Source organism: Paenibacillus sp. DS2015 (assembly GCF_050433705.1).
GTDB lineage: Bacteria > Bacillota > Bacilli > Paenibacillales > Paenibacillaceae > Paenibacillus_AQ.
On sequence record NZ_JBNPWS010000015.1, the window covers coordinates 79,937 to 98,026 of the forward strand.

At 41.4% G+C, this 18,090-nt stretch carries 17 protein-coding genes; 11 read left to right on the top strand and 6 right to left on the bottom strand.

The window, feature by feature from the left end; genetic code table 11:
• The first annotated feature begins 445 nt into the window (after positions 1 to 445).
• A complete protein-coding gene (locus J2T13_RS14380) occupies positions 446 to 703 on the top strand; it encodes a family 43 glycosylhydrolase (RefSeq protein WP_429372380.1) in 258 nt (85 codons plus the stop codon).
• Between the two features lie 257 nt (positions 704 to 960).
• On the opposite strand, the gene J2T13_RS14385 is transcribed toward J2T13_RS14380, so the two are convergent.
• The gene (locus J2T13_RS14385) at positions 961 to 1,809 is read right to left on the bottom strand and encodes a helix-turn-helix transcriptional regulator (protein ID WP_429372382.1); all 849 of its coding nucleotides are present in this window, start codon (positions 1,807 to 1,809) and stop codon (positions 961 to 963) included.
• Between the two features lie 132 nt (positions 1,810 to 1,941).
• Between J2T13_RS14385 and fabF the strand changes: the two genes are divergently transcribed.
• A complete protein-coding gene (fabF, locus tag J2T13_RS14390) occupies positions 1,942 to 3,183 on the top strand; it encodes a beta-ketoacyl-ACP synthase II (RefSeq protein ID WP_429372384.1) in 1,242 nt (413 codons plus the stop codon).
• A 348-nt stretch (positions 3,184 to 3,531) separates the two neighbouring features.
• On the top strand, positions 3,532 to 4,428 hold the full coding sequence (locus J2T13_RS14395; RefSeq protein WP_429372386.1) for a hypothetical protein: 897 nt from the start codon (positions 3,532 to 3,534) through the stop codon (positions 4,426 to 4,428).
• Between the two features lie 250 nt (positions 4,429 to 4,678).
• Here the strand turns inward: J2T13_RS14395 and J2T13_RS14400 are convergent, their stop codons facing one another.
• Together J2T13_RS14400 and J2T13_RS14405 are read right to left on the bottom strand one after the other, a co-directional pair.
• Positions 4,679 to 6,385, bottom strand: a complete 1,707-nt coding sequence (locus tag J2T13_RS14400; RefSeq protein WP_429372388.1) for a methyl-accepting chemotaxis protein — start codon at positions 6,383 to 6,385, stop codon at positions 4,679 to 4,681.
• Between the two features lie 259 nt (positions 6,386 to 6,644).
• The gene (locus J2T13_RS14405; RefSeq protein ID WP_429372390.1) at positions 6,645 to 7,871 is read right to left on the bottom strand and encodes a purple acid phosphatase family protein; all 1,227 of its coding nucleotides are present in this window, start codon (positions 7,869 to 7,871) and stop codon (positions 6,645 to 6,647) included.
• Positions 7,872 to 8,106: 235 nt separating this feature from the next.
• On the opposite strand from J2T13_RS14405, the gene J2T13_RS14410 reads away from it, so the two are divergent.
• The 8 genes from J2T13_RS14410 to sda all read left to right on the top strand — a co-directional run bounded on the left by J2T13_RS14410 (position 8,107) and on the right by sda (position 14,154).
• Positions 8,107 to 8,820 (top strand): polyphosphate polymerase domain-containing protein, encoded by a 714-nt coding sequence (locus tag J2T13_RS14410; RefSeq protein ID WP_429372392.1) that lies wholly within the window; start codon positions 8,107 to 8,109, stop codon positions 8,818 to 8,820.
• Positions 8,821 to 8,822: 2 nt separating this feature from the next.
• Entirely contained in the window at positions 8,823 to 9,539 is a 717-nt protein-coding gene (locus J2T13_RS14415; RefSeq protein ID WP_429372394.1) for a DUF4956 domain-containing protein, read from the top strand.
• Positions 9,540 to 9,554: 15 nt separating this feature from the next.
• Positions 9,555 to 11,351, top strand: coding sequence for a CotH kinase family protein (locus tag J2T13_RS14420; protein WP_429372396.1), 1,797 nt, complete (start codon positions 9,555 to 9,557; stop codon positions 11,349 to 11,351).
• A 246-nt stretch (positions 11,352 to 11,597) separates the two neighbouring features.
• On the top strand, positions 11,598 to 12,080 hold the full coding sequence (locus J2T13_RS14425) for an NADAR family protein (RefSeq protein WP_429372397.1): 483 nt from the start codon (positions 11,598 to 11,600) through the stop codon (positions 12,078 to 12,080).
• 93 nt (positions 12,081 to 12,173) lie between these two features.
• Positions 12,174 to 12,845, top strand: coding sequence for a hypothetical protein (locus tag J2T13_RS14430; RefSeq protein WP_429372399.1), 672 nt, complete (start codon positions 12,174 to 12,176; stop codon positions 12,843 to 12,845).
• Complete coding sequence (locus J2T13_RS14435) at positions 12,823 to 13,350, top strand: accessory gene regulator ArgB-like protein (protein WP_429372401.1); 528 nt, start codon at positions 12,823 to 12,825, stop codon at positions 13,348 to 13,350. The genes J2T13_RS14430 and J2T13_RS14435 overlap by 23 nt, the downstream gene beginning before the upstream one ends.
• A 137-nt stretch (positions 13,351 to 13,487) precedes the next feature.
• Positions 13,488 to 13,823 (top strand): LytTR family DNA-binding domain-containing protein, encoded by a 336-nt coding sequence (locus tag J2T13_RS14440; protein ID WP_429372403.1) that lies wholly within the window; start codon positions 13,488 to 13,490, stop codon positions 13,821 to 13,823.
• 163 nt (positions 13,824 to 13,986) lie between these two features.
• Positions 13,987 to 14,154, top strand: coding sequence for a sporulation histidine kinase inhibitor Sda (gene sda, locus J2T13_RS14445; protein WP_429372405.1), 168 nt, complete (start codon positions 13,987 to 13,989; stop codon positions 14,152 to 14,154).
• Here sda and J2T13_RS14450 read toward each other — a convergent pair whose 3' ends face one another.
• The 3 genes from J2T13_RS14450 to J2T13_RS14460 form a co-directional block, all read right to left on the bottom strand.
• Positions 14,155 to 15,408, bottom strand: coding sequence for an L-lactate MFS transporter (locus tag J2T13_RS14450; RefSeq protein WP_429372407.1), 1,254 nt, complete (start codon positions 15,406 to 15,408; stop codon positions 14,155 to 14,157).
• A 113-nt stretch (positions 15,409 to 15,521) separates the two neighbouring features.
• Entirely contained in the window at positions 15,522 to 16,259 is a 738-nt protein-coding gene (locus J2T13_RS14455) for a LytR/AlgR family response regulator transcription factor (RefSeq protein WP_429372409.1), read from the bottom strand.
• Positions 16,256 to 17,983, bottom strand: coding sequence for a LytS/YhcK type 5TM receptor domain-containing protein (locus J2T13_RS14460; protein ID WP_429372411.1), 1,728 nt, complete (start codon positions 17,981 to 17,983; stop codon positions 16,256 to 16,258). The genes J2T13_RS14455 and J2T13_RS14460 overlap by 4 nt, the downstream gene beginning before the upstream one ends.
• Between the last annotated feature and the right edge of the window lie 107 nt (positions 17,984 to 18,090).

The following is an 18,090-nucleotide window of genomic DNA, read 5'->3' on the forward strand; positions in this document are numbered from 1 at the left end:
GGGAAATTCTCCTGTTAATGAAGGTGTGGACCTAGCAATTCTCTATCTAGCTGGAATTTCTCATGTTAATTCTACCGATTCTCCTTCGCTATAGCCTCATAGCGCCGAACTAGATGGAGGTATTCCAGTTAAATCATCTCTCAGCTAGTGTACTCGTCACATTAGCAGGAGAATTTCCTGTAATTTCACTTTCTGAAAACTCAAGCACTGATTTCAAGGTTGAGCCAGTCTTTCATTTGGAAATTTAAAACGGCTACTCTGGTATACATCGGAGTAGCCGTTTTTTTATTAAGAAAGGAGAAACGTCATTCTTATTTCCTAAATCATAGAATGCTGCCCTTTTCAGAAAGAAGTCGTTTATTCCTGATTAGTCTAGGAATTCACTACATCAAATAACACTCTAGCCACAAGATCATGATCGCAATTACCGAAGTTACGGCCATAAATGGTAAGACCGCCAGAATTGCCGGTATTTCAGAGTAATGCGACAATTGGGCAATATGGTCCAGGACATACCAGCTTTACGCGTTCTCTCGACGATAGTGAGGACATCATAGTGTATCATGCTAGAAATTATACCGAAATCGAAGGTGATCTTCTCTATGATCCGAATCGGCATACTCGGGCCCAAGTATTCACTTGGAACTTGAACGGAATGCCGAATTTCGGCTTTCCGGTACCGGATGACAGCCGAGAAGGTTAGAAGAGTGGAGTAGAAGTAGCAGTAGCAGTAGGAGCAGTAGCAGTAAAAGTAGACGTAGAAATAGAAGTAGCAGTAGCAGTAGCTGTACAAAGAGGTATGACTACTTAAGAAGACCGTGCATGGCTTATAGCCGATACGGTCTTCTTGAGTTTTCCTTCATCATGAATCATGAATTATGAATTATGAATTGTGATTGGAAATCGGCTCAGATGAAGCATGTCAATCTAAGTGAGTCCATTAATATATAGCTTTGTGTATTATCCGCCACTAGATTCCAATAGTTGTCTTAACTTAGATTCCGTTGTGGAATCTGGGGCAGGGGTATAAATGCTACAGCGTAAATCATCACTCCCATGAACCTGCAATGATGTTAAATGAAATAGCATTTTCCCAGCCTTGGCATGTCGGAATTCTAGCAGAACATCCGGTGCAGAACTCACATCGCTTTGTTCCCATAGATCATCGAACTGGGGATGTATCCCTCTCATCTCTTCGAGAAAGTTATTGTACCAGGGGTCCTCGACATACTGTCCATAATAAGCGCGGAATATAGCGAGATAACCCTTAACAAACTGTTCCCAATTGACGGCTAATCTCTGGAACTCTTTCCGAACAAATAATAAGCGAATCATATTGCGTTGCTCATATGGAATCTGTTCAAAGTCCATAAAGACATGAGATGCGGCTTGGTTCCAACCGACAATATGACACCGCCGATCAGAAATAAGGGTTGGACAGTGCTTAAGTTCTAAGAGGATCCTATTCAGTGAAGGACTGACCTGAGGTACGGCTTGTTCTTCGATCAGGGTAGTCCCAGGTCCTGTCTCTAATGCTAATGCATAGAGATATTTACGTTCATCCACGCTTAATTGTAGTGCTGTAGATATACAATCGAGAACGGAGGTAGATACTTTAATATTTCGACCTTGCTCTAGCCAAGTGTACCAAGTGGAGCTGACACCAGCTAACTGTGCGACCTCTTCTCTCCGAAGGCCTGGTGTTCTTCTACGTGTACCTACGGGTAGACCGACAGATTGAGGTTGGATTTTAGCTCGGTGTGTTTTCAGAAATGCAGATAATGCTTGAAGTCTCGTCTGATGATTCATTGTATCCCAACCTTTAATGTAGATAGGTTATGTTATTGTAGTACTAATTATACTATGATAAACAACAACTTGTAATAGGATAAATTTCATGGCAAGATACGTTCATAAGCCATTGTGAATGGAGGAAATAACATGGAGCAGGTAGTGATTACAGGTATGGGTGTGATCTCGCCCCTAGGTAATAATGTAGATACGTTATGGAAGCGTCTGGTTCAAGGAGAGTCAGGAATTTCTATTATTGATACATTTGATACATCTAACCACAAGACGAAAATTGCGGGAATCATTCGGGACTTCGATGCTGAGGCAAGATTTGGCCGTAAAGAAGCCAGACGTATGGATCGTTTCAGCCAGTTTGCTGTGGCTGCTGCGGAGCAAGCGGTAGAAGACTCAGGACTGATTCTTGAAGATATGGATAGAGAACGTTTAGGTGTCTATGTCGGCTCTGGTATTGGAGGTATACAAGTTCTACTTGAGCAGGCTAAGCTATTGCAAGAGCGAGGTCCTGCTCGTGTCAGTCCCACTTTAGTACCGATGATGATATCTAATATGGCGGCGGCATTGATTAGCATAAAGTTCGGGGCGTTAGGTCCAACAATGTCTCCAGTCACAGCTTGTTCAATCGGGAATACAGCGATAGGGGAAGCTGCACGTCTTATCCGCTATGGGGGAGCCGACGTGATTATTGCTGGAGGTACGGAAGCCGCTATCACGGAAGTATCTTTGGCTAGTTTTGGGAATGCAACGGCTTTATCTACTCGAAATGACGAACCAACGCGAGCAAGTAGACCCTTTGATGCGGGACGGGATGGCTTCGTTATGGGCGAAGGGGCAGGGATTCTTGTTCTTGAGTCATTGTCACATGCGCTACGTAGAAATGCCAGAATATATGCTGAAGTTATTGGGTATGGGGCAACTTCAGATGCCTATCATATGGTAGCTACACATCCAGAAGGAGAAGGTGCTTACCGAGCTATGCGATTGGCACTACAAGAAGCGAACATCCAACCAGAAGAAGTGGATGTTATTAGTGCACATGCGACAAGTACGGAGATTGGTGACCAGTCGGAAACACGGGCAATCAAAAAAATGTTCAAAGAGGCAGCATATCGTATTCCTATTACAGCCAATAAATCAATGATCGGTCATATGTTAGGAGCATCGGGTGGGGTAGAAGCTATCGCTCTGGTTAAAAGCTTGGGGACGGGGATCATTCCACCTACCATCAATTTAGAGCAGCCTGATCCAAAGTGCGATCTGGACTACGTACCGAATACAGAACGCCAAGCTAAATTGAATATAGGAATGTCTAATTCTTTCGGTTTTGGTGGACATAATGCTGTGATTGTTCTGAAAAATTATATACATGAATGACTTCATTATAGGTGCTGGAGGCAATCCACGAGGGTTGTATCGATATGAACCGCTATGTTTCCCATCGTTGCGGCTTTGAAATCGGAAGCTGAATATTAATAACAATGTTGAAATAGAACGTGCTGTCTCCAGGGGATATAGCACGTTCTATTTGTCTAGAGCTCAACCATCTTGTCTTTGGGAAACCCTAGGTTGAATGGATAAAACAACATTATTAATACATGTAATATAAACGTGATTTAAAGCGATTACAAAATCGTTTATATATAATGTACAATGAGGTTGGGGATTAATTGTTTTCTACTATATTTTAACTATGATGAGCATCAGGAGGGGAGAAGCATAAATTTGAATGAGAAGCTGAAGCAAGCATACGAACTTTTGGATTTGCCTGAAAATATTACACGTGAGGATTTAGAAAAGAGGTTCGATCTGCTCCTGAAACGGCAACGTTCCAGTTCTGCTGTAGGCAAAGTAACTTCTAATGAGGAGGAATTCCGGGCCTTTAAATTTATTCTTGATACATGGGATCAACAAGAAATTAAGGAAGAAGAGGATCGGAGGCTCGCGAAATGGGGCAGACTAGCAAGCCCGGCGCGTACCATAGAGAACTTTTTTCGATTATACAAAATGCATACGATAATATCCATCATTGTGCTGATTGTGCTTGTTTTTGGAGGGAATTCTCTGTATAAATATATGCAAGAACGGGAATATCAAGCCTCCTTGCCGCCGATAGATGCAAAGATCGTGTTTCTGGGCAATTATGAATCACAGGACCCCGAAGGGGAAAATGACGAGCTTAACAAAGCGATTCTGACACAGTATCCTGCTTGGAAACGGGTGGAGACTAGTATTATATATCTTCCGACTACAGGAAGCGGTACAACTACATTGGATATGACTTATCTGCAACGAGCCGTAGCGGTGCTGGCTTCTGAAACTCCGGATATTCTCATTATGGATGAAGCTGCTCTCCTCTGGGTCGGACAGCAAGAAGGACTTCAAGATCTGGATTTGGTTGTGTCAGCAAGGAAAATCCCTCAAGATGATACACGCCTGAAAAGGGTTGAGGAGGGGCATAGCCAACATGAAGTCGTTGGTATAGACATTACGGATACGCAGTTCGCCGCAAGCTTACCAATCAATTTTCTTGGCATGATCGCTGGTGTCCTGGCGGGCGAGGACACGAAGGAGAAGGCGCTGGATTTTATCGAACACATTATGGAATCAGATCAGCCGTAACCGCTTGGGCATCACTGCCAGCATAGTAGGATGGTATGCAATTTGGGACATTTCCTTATTGCCCTTTCTCCATGAAGAAGAAGAGATCTCCGTGATGCGGAGATCTCTTAGATGTTGAGCTGTATGAAGTTGGCATGGAGAAAGGGTCCATGCGAGGAGAGTTACCCCAAAATAAAGAGGCGTCCCGTGCCATTTGGATGACTTTTGGGACGCCTCTCTTAACAATGATCATACTGTGTTCAATGAATGATTAAATAGTTTTGTCTGTCTTGAAGGTATTCACAACCATATATAAGTCTTGTGAAATATCGAGTAGACCCTTAGCAGAAGCGGCAATTTCCTCTGTAGATGCCAATTGTTCTTCGGCCGCCGCAGCAACGGTCTGGGCAGTAGCCGAAGTCTGTTGAGCTACCGAACCCACATTATTAACTGTTGCGGCAACCTCTTCGGAACTTGCTGCCATTTGTTCAGCAGCGGCAGCCGTCTCCTGAACTTTAAGGGCCACCTTCTCAGAAGAGCTAAAGATCTGACCAAATGCTTTCTCAGCTTCACTGACTTCCAGCAAGCCTTCATTCACTTCAAGTAGGCCCTCATTCATGACCTGAACCGCTTTAGCGGAATCTTGTTGGATATTATTAATTAATTCGGTAATATCTTTAACGGATTGATCTGTCTGAGAGGCTAGTTGACGAACTTCGTTCGCAACAACGGCAAAACCTCTACCACTCTCACCAGCACGGGCGGCTTCTATGGCTGCATTCAGTGCCAACAGATTCGTTTGTCTTGAAATATTACCTATGAAAGTTGAAACCTGACCAATATTATGTGAATGGACTTCTAAGTCCTTTAGAACGCCATTTGCATGATCAACCGCTGTACTGACGGCCTGCATTTTATGTAGGACACGCTGCATTGAGTCTGTTCCCATTCTTGCATTATCCGTTGCAGATATAGAGAGCTCTGACACTTCGGATGCGGTTTCGGCTATTCTCTGAATGCCTACAGACATCTCATCCATGGCTCTGCTGCACTCAATTGAGTTTTGAGCTTGAATTTCAGCACCTGTAGCGACTTCTTGTACAGATATCGTAACGTGGTTCGAGGCATCGGCATTGTTCTTAGAGTTGGCAAGTAGTTGCTCAGAAGATGAAGCCACTTTATTAGAAGCATCTAGCATCTGATTAACGGATGCACGTAAATGCAATACCATACGATTGACAGAATCAACCATAGTTCCGAGCTCGTCCTTGTTTTTAACAACTATCGTTTCTACTGTGAGATCACCATCTGCAATACGATTAAGGGCTATAGATACTTTTTGGACGGGAATGGACACACTTCGAATGATTAACATGGCAATAGCGACAATAAGAAGGATCATGGCACTAATACTCCAGATGATTACTTTCTTAATAGAGTCAGATAAAGCTTTATTTTCCTTTTGAGCGGCTTCGGCGCCCTCTTGATTGAATAACACGATAGGTTCAACGAGCTGTTTTACATTATTAAGCGCGCTCTCAATGTTAGTCGTTGCTTCTTTCATTTCAACGGAGTAGAGCTTAGCATTTTCAAATACAGTATAAGCTTTCTTATAAGCGTTCCATTCTTGTTCTAATTGCGTAAAGTTAGCGGTGTCTACTTCATCAGCCAATGATTTTGTATAATCCAACAAGTTTTGATCAACTTCACTCATCGTACTACTTATATCCTTGAATAGTTCAGTACGCTCCTTAACGACTTGGTTGTCTAAGATTTGGTACTTCACGAAGTCTATATGTTCTACGCTATAGTGAATATTGTCTATCGTCGAGATCCCTTTCATCCATTCTTGTACAATTTTATTCGTATTCTTTTGGAGATGTTGCATCGTCAGGATATTCATCCCACCGAATAGACCCACCAGAACCACAACACTGACAAATACCGCCACAAATTTAGTCTTTACTGTTATTCGCATGTAAAGTACTCCCCTCACAGTCCAATTTTCTATCTCTCTCTTTAGGTTATATCGTCATTTTATAGGTGAAAAAGTGAAAAATAAACCCCTCTTGGGTAATTATGAAAAATAAATTCAGTGATTCAGAAAATTACTGTAAATTACTGTAATGATACATTAATAATTTCAATTATTCATACTAAGAATAAGGGAATAAGGATAAAAAAAGGCAGCATAAGCTACCTTTTAAGTGATTACTATGGGTATATTCAACTTACATTTAGTGTTTCAAAATAAACTCATCCAGCATCTTTCCATCCACATCGTAGGCCTGATAAGTAAGTGTTGCACCATGGATATGAACACCTGCGTACATCTGCTTGTTATATTGGAAATGAACTTGCTGGTAGAATTGATCTTCTTTTTTATCATTGAACTTTTGTCCCGAAGCTAGGGGTGTAACATAGACTGTTCCTTCTCCATCTTCCACGATCTTGTTATCTTTCAAAGGGTATGATCTTGAATATTCATGATTGTGACCCTGCAATACGAGATCGACCCCGAATTCGTCGAATAGGGGAACCCAGCGTTTAACGACTTTTTCATCCTGATTACCTCCGTAAGCGGGACGGTGCATCGCTACGATAACCCAAGCTTTATCCGTTGCGGTAAGATCTTGTCTGAGCCACTCCGTTTGATCTTTGACGCTTGATTCTGTATTCATAAAGACGAAATGAGCTGTTCCATAATCGAATGAATAGCTTGTACCGGAGATCGTGTCTTCAGATCCATTACTAGGAACGTTGAAGTGTGAAACAAAGCGATCAGCGACCTTATCCACTTCGTCATGATTACCCGTGACGGGCATCAAAGGATAACGTGTTATCCATGGACTTGCTTTGCCGAAGAAATTCTCCCAAGCGGATTCATCCTCAGGGTATTCGGTTAAGTCCCCTCCATGTACAATGAACTGTGCAGTTGGAAAGGTCTTGAAAGCTTGATCCAGTGTGTTTCCCCATAACTTGAAATCTTGCTCAGTAATGCCTTGTGAGTCCGTCACATTAATGAAGCTGAAGTCGGTAACATCCTCAGCCTCTGTCGTAAATAATGCGGGTTCGCTCCAACCTTCAGCATCTCCATCACCTACTTTATAGGCATAGGTTGTACCGGGCTTAAGACCCGTTATATTGACCTTATGAACGCCCTCCATGATCCCATTTCCAATGTCTAGCGTCGTTGTTGTACCTTTAGTCGTCGTAACCCCTTGTTCTTGTAGGGACTCCGTATTAGATCCCTTAATCCACTGAATGACGGTATCAGCATCAGCACGTTTCGTATACCAAGTAAAGGCACGGCTAGTCATGGGATCATCCTTAAAAGTGGTCACTAGTGAAGTGGGCGTAGTGGGTGAATTTGTTGGGGTCTGCTTCATTTCTATATAAGCAAATACAATAACTAGCAGAACTAACAATGCGCCTAGTATCCAGTATCCTTTTTGTCCGCTCAAATGTAATTCCTCCTAAACATTTAACGTACATAACTTAATTTTTAAAGCTTAACGGTCAGGATTAACGAAGTCAAATAAGGCATGAGGAGGCTAATCTCAAGTTAGCTAATCGTAGTAAGCTGCCCGTAGAAACATTCAGCGAACACTCAGTTGCTTTTAAGCTAGCAATAATCTTCGTCATGTAAAGTAATTGTAAAGCGAGTGTAAAGGATGTAGTGAAAAGGGGTGAAACATAATGAATCCAAAACTGAAATATCGCCATGAGTTAAAATACAACATTAACCAACATCAATATCTGATCATACGACAACAATTGAAGAATTTGTTGAAGCAAGATACCAATGCTAATTCAACAGGAGAATATCATATTCGGAGTTTGTATTTTGATGATATCGACAACACGGCGCTCCATGAGAAGTTAGGCGGAGTTCGGGATCGGGAGAAATATCGGATTCGAATTTATAACTTGTCTGATCAGGTTATTCATTTAGAGAAGAAGATTAAATTCAATGAATATATTACGAAGATCAAAGAATCTATCACGAGAGAAATGGCAGACGATATTATAAGTGGGAATTACGAGGTGCTGAATATTCCAGAGAAGCCATTGCTATATGAGATGTATGGAGCCATGAAGCACAAGCTCCTTCGTCCGAGGGTCATCGTGGATTATGTGCGTGAAGCCTACATAGCACATACGGGTAATGTTCGGATTACATTTGATAAACATCTGAAGACAGGATTGAATTCTATAGATTTGTTCAATCCGGATGTGCCTACCATTCATGCGCTGGATCATCAGACCCTTGTATTTGAAATCAAGTATGACGAATATCTTCCTGAATATATTAGGGCAGCCGTTCAGAGCAATGGCTTACTCCAGCAATCCAACTCGAAGTACGTTATATGTAGGAAACACCTTAAACTTAACAATTGGGAGGATCAATAATTATGGATCAGACAACAACACAGGCAGCAACCGACGCAACAACTAATTTTAGTGATGTTATTAAAAACTCGGTGCTGACGAACTTCAGCTCAGATATCAGTATTGTAAAAATGTTACTTACCATGGCTATTGCGTTCTTAATCGGGTTATTTATCTTTATTTTGTACAAGCGTGTATTTAGTGGAGTTCTATACTCTAAGAGCTTTAACGTAGCTTTGATCGGGATGACCTTAATTACTTCATTGGTTATTATCGCAATCAATTCCAGCTTAGTATTGTCGCTTGGTATGGTTGGTGCACTGAGTATCGTACGTTTCAGAACGCCTATCAAAGATCCAATAGATCTGATCTTCTTATTCTGGGCAGCTGTTGCAGGTATTGTCACAGGTGCGGGATTCTATACACTAGCTATCATTGGTTCGGTTATCATCGGGCTTGTATTATTTATCTTTATCAAAAAGGCTTCGTTCGAAACGCCATACCTGCTTGTTATTAGCTGCCAGGGGAATGAAAGCGAGAAGTCTGTGCTTGAGAAGTTAAACACTTCGGTTAAACGCTTCAACGTGAAACAAAAAACAGTAACTGCTGGAAATATCGAAATGACGCTTGAAGTAAGATTAAGCAATGATGAATCGAGTTTCGTAAATCAGATCACGGAGCTTGATGGGGTAAGAAATGCCGTTCTAATTAGCTACAGCGGCGATTATGTCTCACAATAAAGGGGGGATGAAGAGATGAAGTTCAGACCCGTTGCTACAATCGTCGTATGTGTCTGCGTTGCTCTCGTGGTTATTGGAGTCACCACCTATATCTCTAGCCATTCTGAGAGTGAGACAGTCAGTGGTAAAGCAAGTTCTTCGGTAGTTGAGAATACGAAGAATATTACAGCAAACGTATTTCCAAAAGATAAAGTCATCGATGTGAAAATTACGATTGATGAAGATGATTTCCAGAGTATGATGGACAATGCTTCAGCAGAAGAAGTAAAGTTGGCTTCCGTAGATTACAATGGGATGCATTTTGACAACATTGGTGTTCGTACTAAAGGTAATCTTAGTTTACGAAGTGTAGTCAGTATGGACGATTCGGATCGATATAGTCTGAAATTGTCATTCGATGAATATCTATCTCAAACGTTGTATGGTGTCAGCAAAATTAATCTGAATAACGGCTATAGTGATGCCAGCTATATGCGCGAGTATTTAACCTATGAATTAGCGGAACAAATGGGCTTACCAACACCGGGATATTCTTTTGTTAATGTCTATGTGAATGATGAGCTCTATGGATTCTATCTAGCGGTACAGCAAGTGGATCAGCAGTATCTTGAAACCAACTTCGGTAATTCTTATGGAGCGTTGTATAAAGGAGAAATGACTGGATCGGGTAGTGATCTTCTATGGATTGACGATAAGACCTCATCTTATTCAGGACTCGCTATGAAATCTGAATCTTCCAATGACGATATTCTAATCGATATGATTGACGAGTTGAATAACGGTACGGATATTGAGAAATATTTGGATGTTGAGGAGGCGCTGGGGTACATTGCACTCCAAGTGGTTACCAACAACACGGATAGTTATATAGGCGGTAATAAACAAAATTACTATCTGTATGAGGATGACGGGATATTCAAAGTTCTGCCATGGGATTATAATATGGCCTTTGGCGGCTTAGGCGGTATGATGGGTGGCGGTGGTTCGGAACAATCATCGAGTCTCTTGATTGATGAACCTACGCAAGGGACATTAGCTGAGCGCCCTCTCGTTGCTAGACTGCTTGAAGTAGACGAATATAAGGAGAAATATCATGAAATTATTCAAAATGCGACGGAAGGTTATCTTGCTTCCGCTACATTTAAAGAACGTGTGACGCAAGTATCGGATATGATCGCTTCTCACGTGAAGACAGATCCATCCGCTTTCTATACTTATGCAGAGTATGAAGCTGGAGTGGAAAAGCTGATCAGTATCAACGATAGTCAAGTGAGCAATATTAATCAGCAGCTTGATGGCACGATTGCTTCTTCCGGTGACGGAAGTGGTAGTGGTGGCGGTATGGGGGGCGGTGGCATGGGCGGTGGCCGGACGCGAACAGCCAATCGAGCTGATGCTACCGATGCTACCGCGGCGATGGCTGTGCCTGATGGCCAAGCGGGAGCAGGAGGCGTAGCACCGATCGGCGAAGCAGGCCAAGCGGGAGCAGGAGGCGAAGCACCGACTGGCGAAGCAGGACAAGCGGGAGCAGGAGGCGAAGCACCGACTGGCGAAGCAGGCCAAGCGGGAGCAGGAGGCGAAGCACCGACTGGCGAAGCGGGCGGCTTCGATCGGGGGCAAGGAGGATTTCCAGGTGGAGGCCAAGGTGGGGGACAAGGAGGATTTCCAGGCGGCGACTTCGGCGGCTTTGGTAATCAAGCTAATAGCACACCACAAGGAACGATGAAGGACGTCTTCATTACGCTTGGTGCATTAGTAGTGTTAGGATTGTCCTGTGTATTCGTTATCTTCTATAAGAGAAAACGACTTTAAAACGATGTAGACAAAACTAGACAGTAGGCAAGGGTTACATCCTTGGCTACTGTCTTAGTTTTTTTTGTCTATCCTATAGGAACCCTAAATAGGGTTGACGAGTCAGTTTCTACAACGATATGATGAATGAACGTCTCTCGATGCTGAAGTCTGATAACTATAGGAATTCACCTTTTGAGTCGTTTCAACTTATTATAGAAGAAAGTCTGAAATAGATATTTTTGCGAGAAGAGAGGATTGATAGTCATGGAAAAATTCACTTTTTTTTGGAGTGCGAAATCACCCTTGTCACAGGGGTATCCATCCACCTTTGTCATAGATGGGAACACCTTTAATTGTGCGGAGCAATATATGATGTATGAGAAAGCGTGGTTGTTTGGTGATGAGGATATAGCGCATCAGATTCTAGCAGCACCTTCTCCGGAAGTGCAGAAGCAGCTTGGACGGAAGGTAGCGCCATTTAATCAACAAATGTGGACCAAACATTGTAAACAGATTGTACATGATGGAAATTACGAGAAGTTCACGCAGAACGAAGAATTGCTGTCGAAACTTTTGGATACAAAAGGTACAACATTGGTAGAAGCGAGTCCGTTAGATCAGATCTGGAGTGTAGGACTAGCTGAAGACGACCCTCGAATTCATAACCGTGAAACGTGGCAGGGCACGAATTGGTTAGGTGAAATATTGACTGATTTAAGAGAAGAATTTCTTCAAAGTAAGAAATAGTATTGTGAAATATTTCGATTGTATAATCATACCTTTAAAGGTATGATATATGTAAGTAATTGTCGAAATATGTAAATTCGGGAGTGGTGGATTTTGTTGAATTTATGGCCATATCTCATCTTATCTGTGTTTGAGACTAGCGCTATGTTCTTTCTATCATTCAAGATATTCAAGATTGACTTGTTTCTTAAGGAGATTATATTTGCTAGTTTAATGATGGGTTTTATTTCCTACATATTAAGAAATGACTATCAACTGGATCAAGTAGACATCGTCTTACAATACGTGCTCATGATTTGTTTTCTATGGCTTTTGTTCAGAATCCATATATTCTATGCTGCTATCATGACGGGGATGGGTTATCAAGCCTATTTACTAATTCAGACTTCCTTGTATTCCATCATGGATCGTATCGGTATTTCATTCGATAATTTCCAAGCGAAATTAAGTGTATATACGTTAGTTCTTCAAGCATTATCCGCATTGACGGCAATATTAATTGGAATTTACATAGGTAAGAAACGTAAGGGTTTCGACTTCGTTCCAGATAAACCGAACGGTAAAATTTATATTAGCTCTAGAGATAAGATTTTGTTTGCTTTAAATATTCCATCTGTTCTCATTCTCATCTCGGCCATCTACCTTGCCAACTATTTTCCAAAATGGTTTTTTTTAGAATCGTTTGCGTATGCTCTAGTATTGTACGGTTATCTATATATATCTTATAAGAAGGATAGAAGTAATGATGAAAACTTTGGCTTATAAAATCGCATCCTTAATTAAGCGAACTGATCCTGAAGGAACGCATTCTATTGAAGTCATGCAGTATTCACTTGGTATTATCCTTAATACAGTATTCATTTTCGTTACTTCGATACTTTTGGGATGGGTCACTGGAAGAATGGGAGAAACCGTACTCGTATTTCTTGGCATAGGTATATTACGCATGTGTTCAGGTGGGACGCATTTAAAGTCTGCATGGGCTTGTAACATCGTTTCTATTGTCATTTGTGTAGCCATTCCGCATTTGTCGCTATTCTTTGGTAGCATGTTGATATATATGAATGTTGCGAGTCTTGTGATCATGCTATGGTTTGCACCAAGACCTGATGCTAATGTTCATATTTCTAGGAAAGCATATCCTTGGCTAAAGATTGTATCTGTCCTGTTGGTAGCCCTTAATTTTATTATAGGCTCATCTGTTGTAGGACTAGCATTTCTAGTGCAGTCCTTGACAATTATCCCTTTGCGAAGGAGGAAAAGTCCATGAAAAAAGTGACTGCTCAATATGCTTCTAAAGCTCTGGCATCATCTGCTAAACTTTTCAATGCTGTACTAAAACCGTTTTTCCACAGCCCAGAAGCGCCACAAGAGCTCCGCAAGTAATTTGATGAGGGTGGGGAAATTATGCGTGTTCTGAATAAAGACGGGTCTTCCTACGAAATTCAGGAAGATGAGATATTGTATTTCTCCAATCATAAGAATACAATATTCGTTCATAGCAAAGAAGGCGAATTCTTACTCCCCACCACACTGTCCGATCTATATGCCGCCTATCAATGTAAGGGGTTCGAACGTCTTGATCGATCTAATGTTGCTAATATAGACAATATTACCGATTACGATCAAGATCGAAAGGTTGTATTCTTCGGTTCCAAGCAAGTTTTCACAACGGTATCAGAATCCAATGAACCAAGAATTAAGAAATATCTGGCTGGGACTAAAAAGAGCGTAACCCCTTAGGGTTATGCTCTTTTTAAGTAGATTTATTATTGTTCCATATTATCCATCATTTGTAAAGAAAAATTCAGAGGGTGAAAATAAGGAGACAGATGAAGGGTAGAATGGTACTCTTTTACAAGAATTAGATGTAAAAATAAATTTTTATGGCTTGTGGAGGAATAAGATGAAAAGTAAATTTCTACCGTCTCCTCGTCCTTCAGCGCTCGAGTCGCTGAACGATCAGCAACTGCTAAATATTTATGAGTTAGCGGTTCATGCAGAGACTTCAATCGATTTTATTGAAATACTGGAAGAAACTTTGGAGAAAAGGCACATTAACTATAAAAAGTAGTTATACAAGTTTGGATTGTGGTTTGAGGTGCAACGTTTCTTTTCTATCCTGATTGCCGACAGGTGGATGAAGTGTCATGATTAGAATTAGTGAGATCATGCATAAAGCACCGATGACGATAAATGTGGGTTTGAATCCACCTAGATAAGAGGCAATAAAGGAGCCAGAGAGTGCGCCTAGTCCAAAACCTTGGTAGATGATCCCATAGTTTTTGCTGTGGTTCTTCATGCCGAAGAAGTCTCCGACAATGGCTGGGAACACCGTAATATTACCCCCGAAACAGAATGCAATTCCAGCTACACAGGCAAAGAAGATGCCGAAATTCAATTGAGCGAAGCTCAGGACTAGAACGGCAACGGTAGTTAGAGCAAGAGAACCTGCAACGACACGCAAACGTCCCACTTTGTCAGATAAAGCCCCAAGAATAATACGACCAGCCGTATTAAAGATCGCAATCATAGCAACAGCGTTCGCAGCGGTACTAATACTAAGTCCAGCCATCTGTACACCTATATCTTTGACGATCCCGATGAGATAGAGTCCACTCATACATGCGGTGAAAAAGGTAATAAATAATATATAGGCTTCTTTGGTCTTCAGCATTTCTTTGACACTGAAATTGACTTCAGAGCCTTTTAGATGTGGCGAATTGTTCACGTTCACATTTGTGTGATTTTCCTGTATAGGGATAGGGGCTTCCTTAACCAGTTGGGCGCCAACAACAACCATGATCATTACGATGACTCCCCATAGTAAGAAAGCTTGTGATACCCCCATAGAACTGATAAAGCCTGAGTTAATGTATTTAAAAATGAGACTGCCCATTCCAAATGCACCGACAGACACCCCAGAAATCAAACCCTTCCGTTCAGGAAACCATTTAATGAGGTTGGAAAGAGAAGTAATATAAGCAATACCATCCGCGAATCCTACAACTACACCAGCCAGCAAATAGATGAGCGCTAGTGAATGAACTTGAGAGCTGGCCATTAAACCGAGTCCGAGTACAACCCCCGCTATGGATATCAGTTTGCGAATGCCCCATTTATCTTGTAGTTTACCTGCAAATAGCGTAGCAATGGCTAGAGAAAAGCTAGTTATGGAGAAGGTTGTGGCTACAGAACTGAGTTCCCAGCCGAATTTAGATACTAGAGGTTGATTGAATAGGCTCCATGTATAAATCGTGCCTAGTCCCATTTGAACGATGATTGTTCCAAGTACAATAAGCCAGCGATTCATAGTTGTATTTTTCATTGTGACTGCCTTCTTTCTCATGATGTTAACCCTTACATTCCGTATTATAATACAGGGATCGAGGTACAAACGGTTTTGGGAATGAGATGCATAGAGGACAGTATTAAATGCATTTAAATGTTCATGATTTGCCTGAATTCTTTGATCTTACTGCGGCTTACAGGTACTTCATAGTCTAAATCCTTCATTTTTAAGATGTAAGTGTTGTTAAACCATGGAATAATCTCTCTTATTTTTGAAATATTTATGCTATATGAGCGATGACAGCGGAAGAACACATCGAGGGGAAGGCTGTTGTGGAAATCAGATATACTCATATTCAGGGTGTACTCTTCATCTTTGGTATAGACGAAGGTCACTTTCTCCTGAGCTGAGGCATAATAAATATCGTCGATATCGACAACAATAATTTTCTCATTTTTCCACAAATTGATTCGATTCTTCACGGATGTTCGTTCAACTGGACTGAGCTTATTGGGTCCTCGTTCCCGCGCATAGGTAGCTTGTAGTTTATGAAGCATGGATGTAATTCGGGATTCATGATATGGCTTCAAAATGTAGTCAAAGGCTTCAATCTCAAAAGCTTCGATCGCATGTTCCTTGTAGGCTGTAATGAACACGATATAAGGCTTCTCAGAGAATTTACTGATACTCTTGCCAAGCAGAATACCGTCCAATGATGGGATGCTAATATCCAGAAATATAACATCCACATCGTTATCTTGTACAAATTTAAGTGCATCTATTCCGTCCTCAAATTGTCCGACGATCTCGATATCACTGTGTGTTTTAATTAAATATTCTAATTCCTCTCTTGCTAAATATTCATCTTCTACTAGGATTGCTTTCATCGGATCTCCTTCTGAACATAGAAATGGATTTTTGTTCCCTTTGTGAGCCTAGTGATGATCAGGCCTCTGCCATAAGTTAGCTTAACTCGTTGGTGTACGTTGTATAGCCCAATTTTGTGGTCCGGGACTTGGTCATGATAAATGTTATAAATCATATCTTCTTCGATCCCTGCACCGCTATCCTCAATGGAAATTAATACATGTTGTCCTTCATCCTTGACCCGTATGATGACTGTTCCTGGCCCTTTGGACTTGAGAATACCATGCACAATGGCATTCTCCACTAAGGGTTGGATGATAAGACTCGGAATTTGTACACTAATATCATCAATATCGTACGAGACTTGGAGACGACTTCCGAATCTAGCGGTTTCAATCTCAACATAGTCACGGACTTGCTGTAACTCTTTATTGATATCAATGAACTGGTCATTTAATTCTAGGTTATACCGCAGATAACCCGATAAATTAACAATTAGCTCCCGTGCTTTGTCGGGGTTAATACGAATCGAGGATATAATCGCGTTCAGTGCATTGAATAGAAAATGTGGGTTGATCTGGCTTTGCAACGCTTTTAACTCTGCCTTGTTAGCCATTTCTTTGACTTGCTCAATTCGGGATACTTCCATCAGTGTGGAGATGATTTGAGACAGACCGATCGCCATGGTTTGCAAGGGGTAGGTTATTTTGTGGGCCTTATGATAATAAATTTTTAAGGATCCAGTAACCTCACCTTTCTCTTTAAGCGGAATAATAATGAGTGATTTAACTAAGGGGTTTTTATCATTTTCATCATTGTTTCTAATGGTAATTTCACCGCTTCGGATCGTTTCTTTCGTCGCATCACTAATAATTTCATTACCTAGATTGTATAATTGTGAACCCAATCCTACATAAGCCAGAATATTGCGCTTGTCAGTTATGGCAACGGCATCCGCTTGAATGTCATCTCTGATGATTTCACATATCTTACTGAGCGATTGCTCGTTAATAGAACGGAAATAAGGAAGTGTCTTATTGGCGATATCAAGCGCTAGCTTAGCTTGCTTAGCAGCAAGGGTATCTTTCTCATTCTCAACACCTTGTATAAGCAAGACAATCAGCCCGACACTAATCTCTCCAAGAATAAGTGGAGTAGCAATCTGAGATACAATATTTACACCTAGAGTATGAGGATCTGCAATAATCAGAATGAGGATCATCGTTAAGGCTTCACACAACATCCCCGCAATGATACCAGCTATCCATTGTTTCTTTTTACTTATTTTGATATGAATATATCCAGCCACGACGCCAGCCACGATACTAGCGATCAGACAAGGCAGAGAGGTAATTCCATGGATATCGATGACATATCGGTGGATACCTGATAGAACCCCTGTACTGATCCCGACAATAGGTCCGAATAGAATGCCACCTGACATGACGGCAATGATCCGGACATTGACTAATGAACCTTCCACATTGATTCCTGAGTATGTACCGAGAATGGCGAATAGACTGAAGATGGCAGATAATATGATTAGATGTTGGCGATTGTGGATTTCTTTCTGGAAAATTTCCTTGAATTGCGGAATGAGAGTCAGAAAGAATAAACAAGATAGGAGTAAAGACGCACGTTCGAATTGTTGTAGAAGAATTATATAGTTAGCATGCAATTGAGGTTCCTCCGGGTGATGGAAGTTAGGATTGGCTCGTACGTAGGGTGATGTCCTAAGCTCCATATATTTGATCTGGTTAGTGTTCTCTATTATCTGCTATTCATTGCATAAATCAAACATCCTTATATGGAGCACAAAAGGACCTCGACGGGTTTCTTTCTTCCGTAAGG

What these genes read in the sequence shown, in the direction of transcription:
- J2T13_RS14460 (WP_429372411.1), bottom strand. Translation starts at nt 17,983, where the DNA reads ATGGAGCTTAGGACATCACCCTACGTACGAGCCAATCCTAACTTCCAT.
- J2T13_RS14420 (WP_429372396.1), top strand. Translation starts at nt 9,555, where the DNA reads ATGAAGTTCAGACCCGTTGCTACAATCGTCGTATGTGTCTGCGTTGCT.
- J2T13_RS14400 (WP_429372388.1), bottom strand. Translation starts at nt 6,385, where the DNA reads ATGCGAATAACAGTAAAGACTAAATTTGTGGCGGTATTTGTCAGTGTT.
- J2T13_RS14385 (WP_429372382.1), bottom strand. Translation starts at nt 1,809, where the DNA reads ATGAATCATCAGACGAGACTTCAAGCATTATCTGCATTTCTGAAAACA.
- fabF (WP_429372384.1), top strand. Translation starts at nt 1,942, where the DNA reads ATGGAGCAGGTAGTGATTACAGGTATGGGTGTGATCTCGCCCCTAGGT.
- J2T13_RS14450 (WP_429372407.1), bottom strand. Translation starts at nt 15,408, where the DNA reads ATGAAAAATACAACTATGAATCGCTGGCTTATTGTACTTGGAACAATC.
- J2T13_RS14410 (WP_429372392.1), top strand. Translation starts at nt 8,107, where the DNA reads ATGAATCCAAAACTGAAATATCGCCATGAGTTAAAATACAACATTAAC.
- J2T13_RS14380 (WP_429372380.1), top strand. Translation starts at nt 446, where the DNA reads ATGGTAAGACCGCCAGAATTGCCGGTATTTCAGAGTAATGCGACAATT.
- J2T13_RS14455 (WP_429372409.1), bottom strand. Translation starts at nt 16,259, where the DNA reads ATGAAAGCAATCCTAGTAGAAGATGAATATTTAGCAAGAGAGGAATTA.
- J2T13_RS14425 (WP_429372397.1), top strand. Translation starts at nt 11,598, where the DNA reads ATGGAAAAATTCACTTTTTTTTGGAGTGCGAAATCACCCTTGTCACAG.
- J2T13_RS14415 (WP_429372394.1), top strand. Translation starts at nt 8,823, where the DNA reads ATGGATCAGACAACAACACAGGCAGCAACCGACGCAACAACTAATTTT.
- sda (WP_429372405.1), top strand. Translation starts at nt 13,987, where the DNA reads ATGAAAAGTAAATTTCTACCGTCTCCTCGTCCTTCAGCGCTCGAGTCG.
- J2T13_RS14435 (WP_429372401.1), top strand. Translation starts at nt 12,823, where the DNA reads ATGATGAAAACTTTGGCTTATAAAATCGCATCCTTAATTAAGCGAACT.
- J2T13_RS14440 (WP_429372403.1), top strand. Translation starts at nt 13,488, where the DNA reads ATGCGTGTTCTGAATAAAGACGGGTCTTCCTACGAAATTCAGGAAGAT.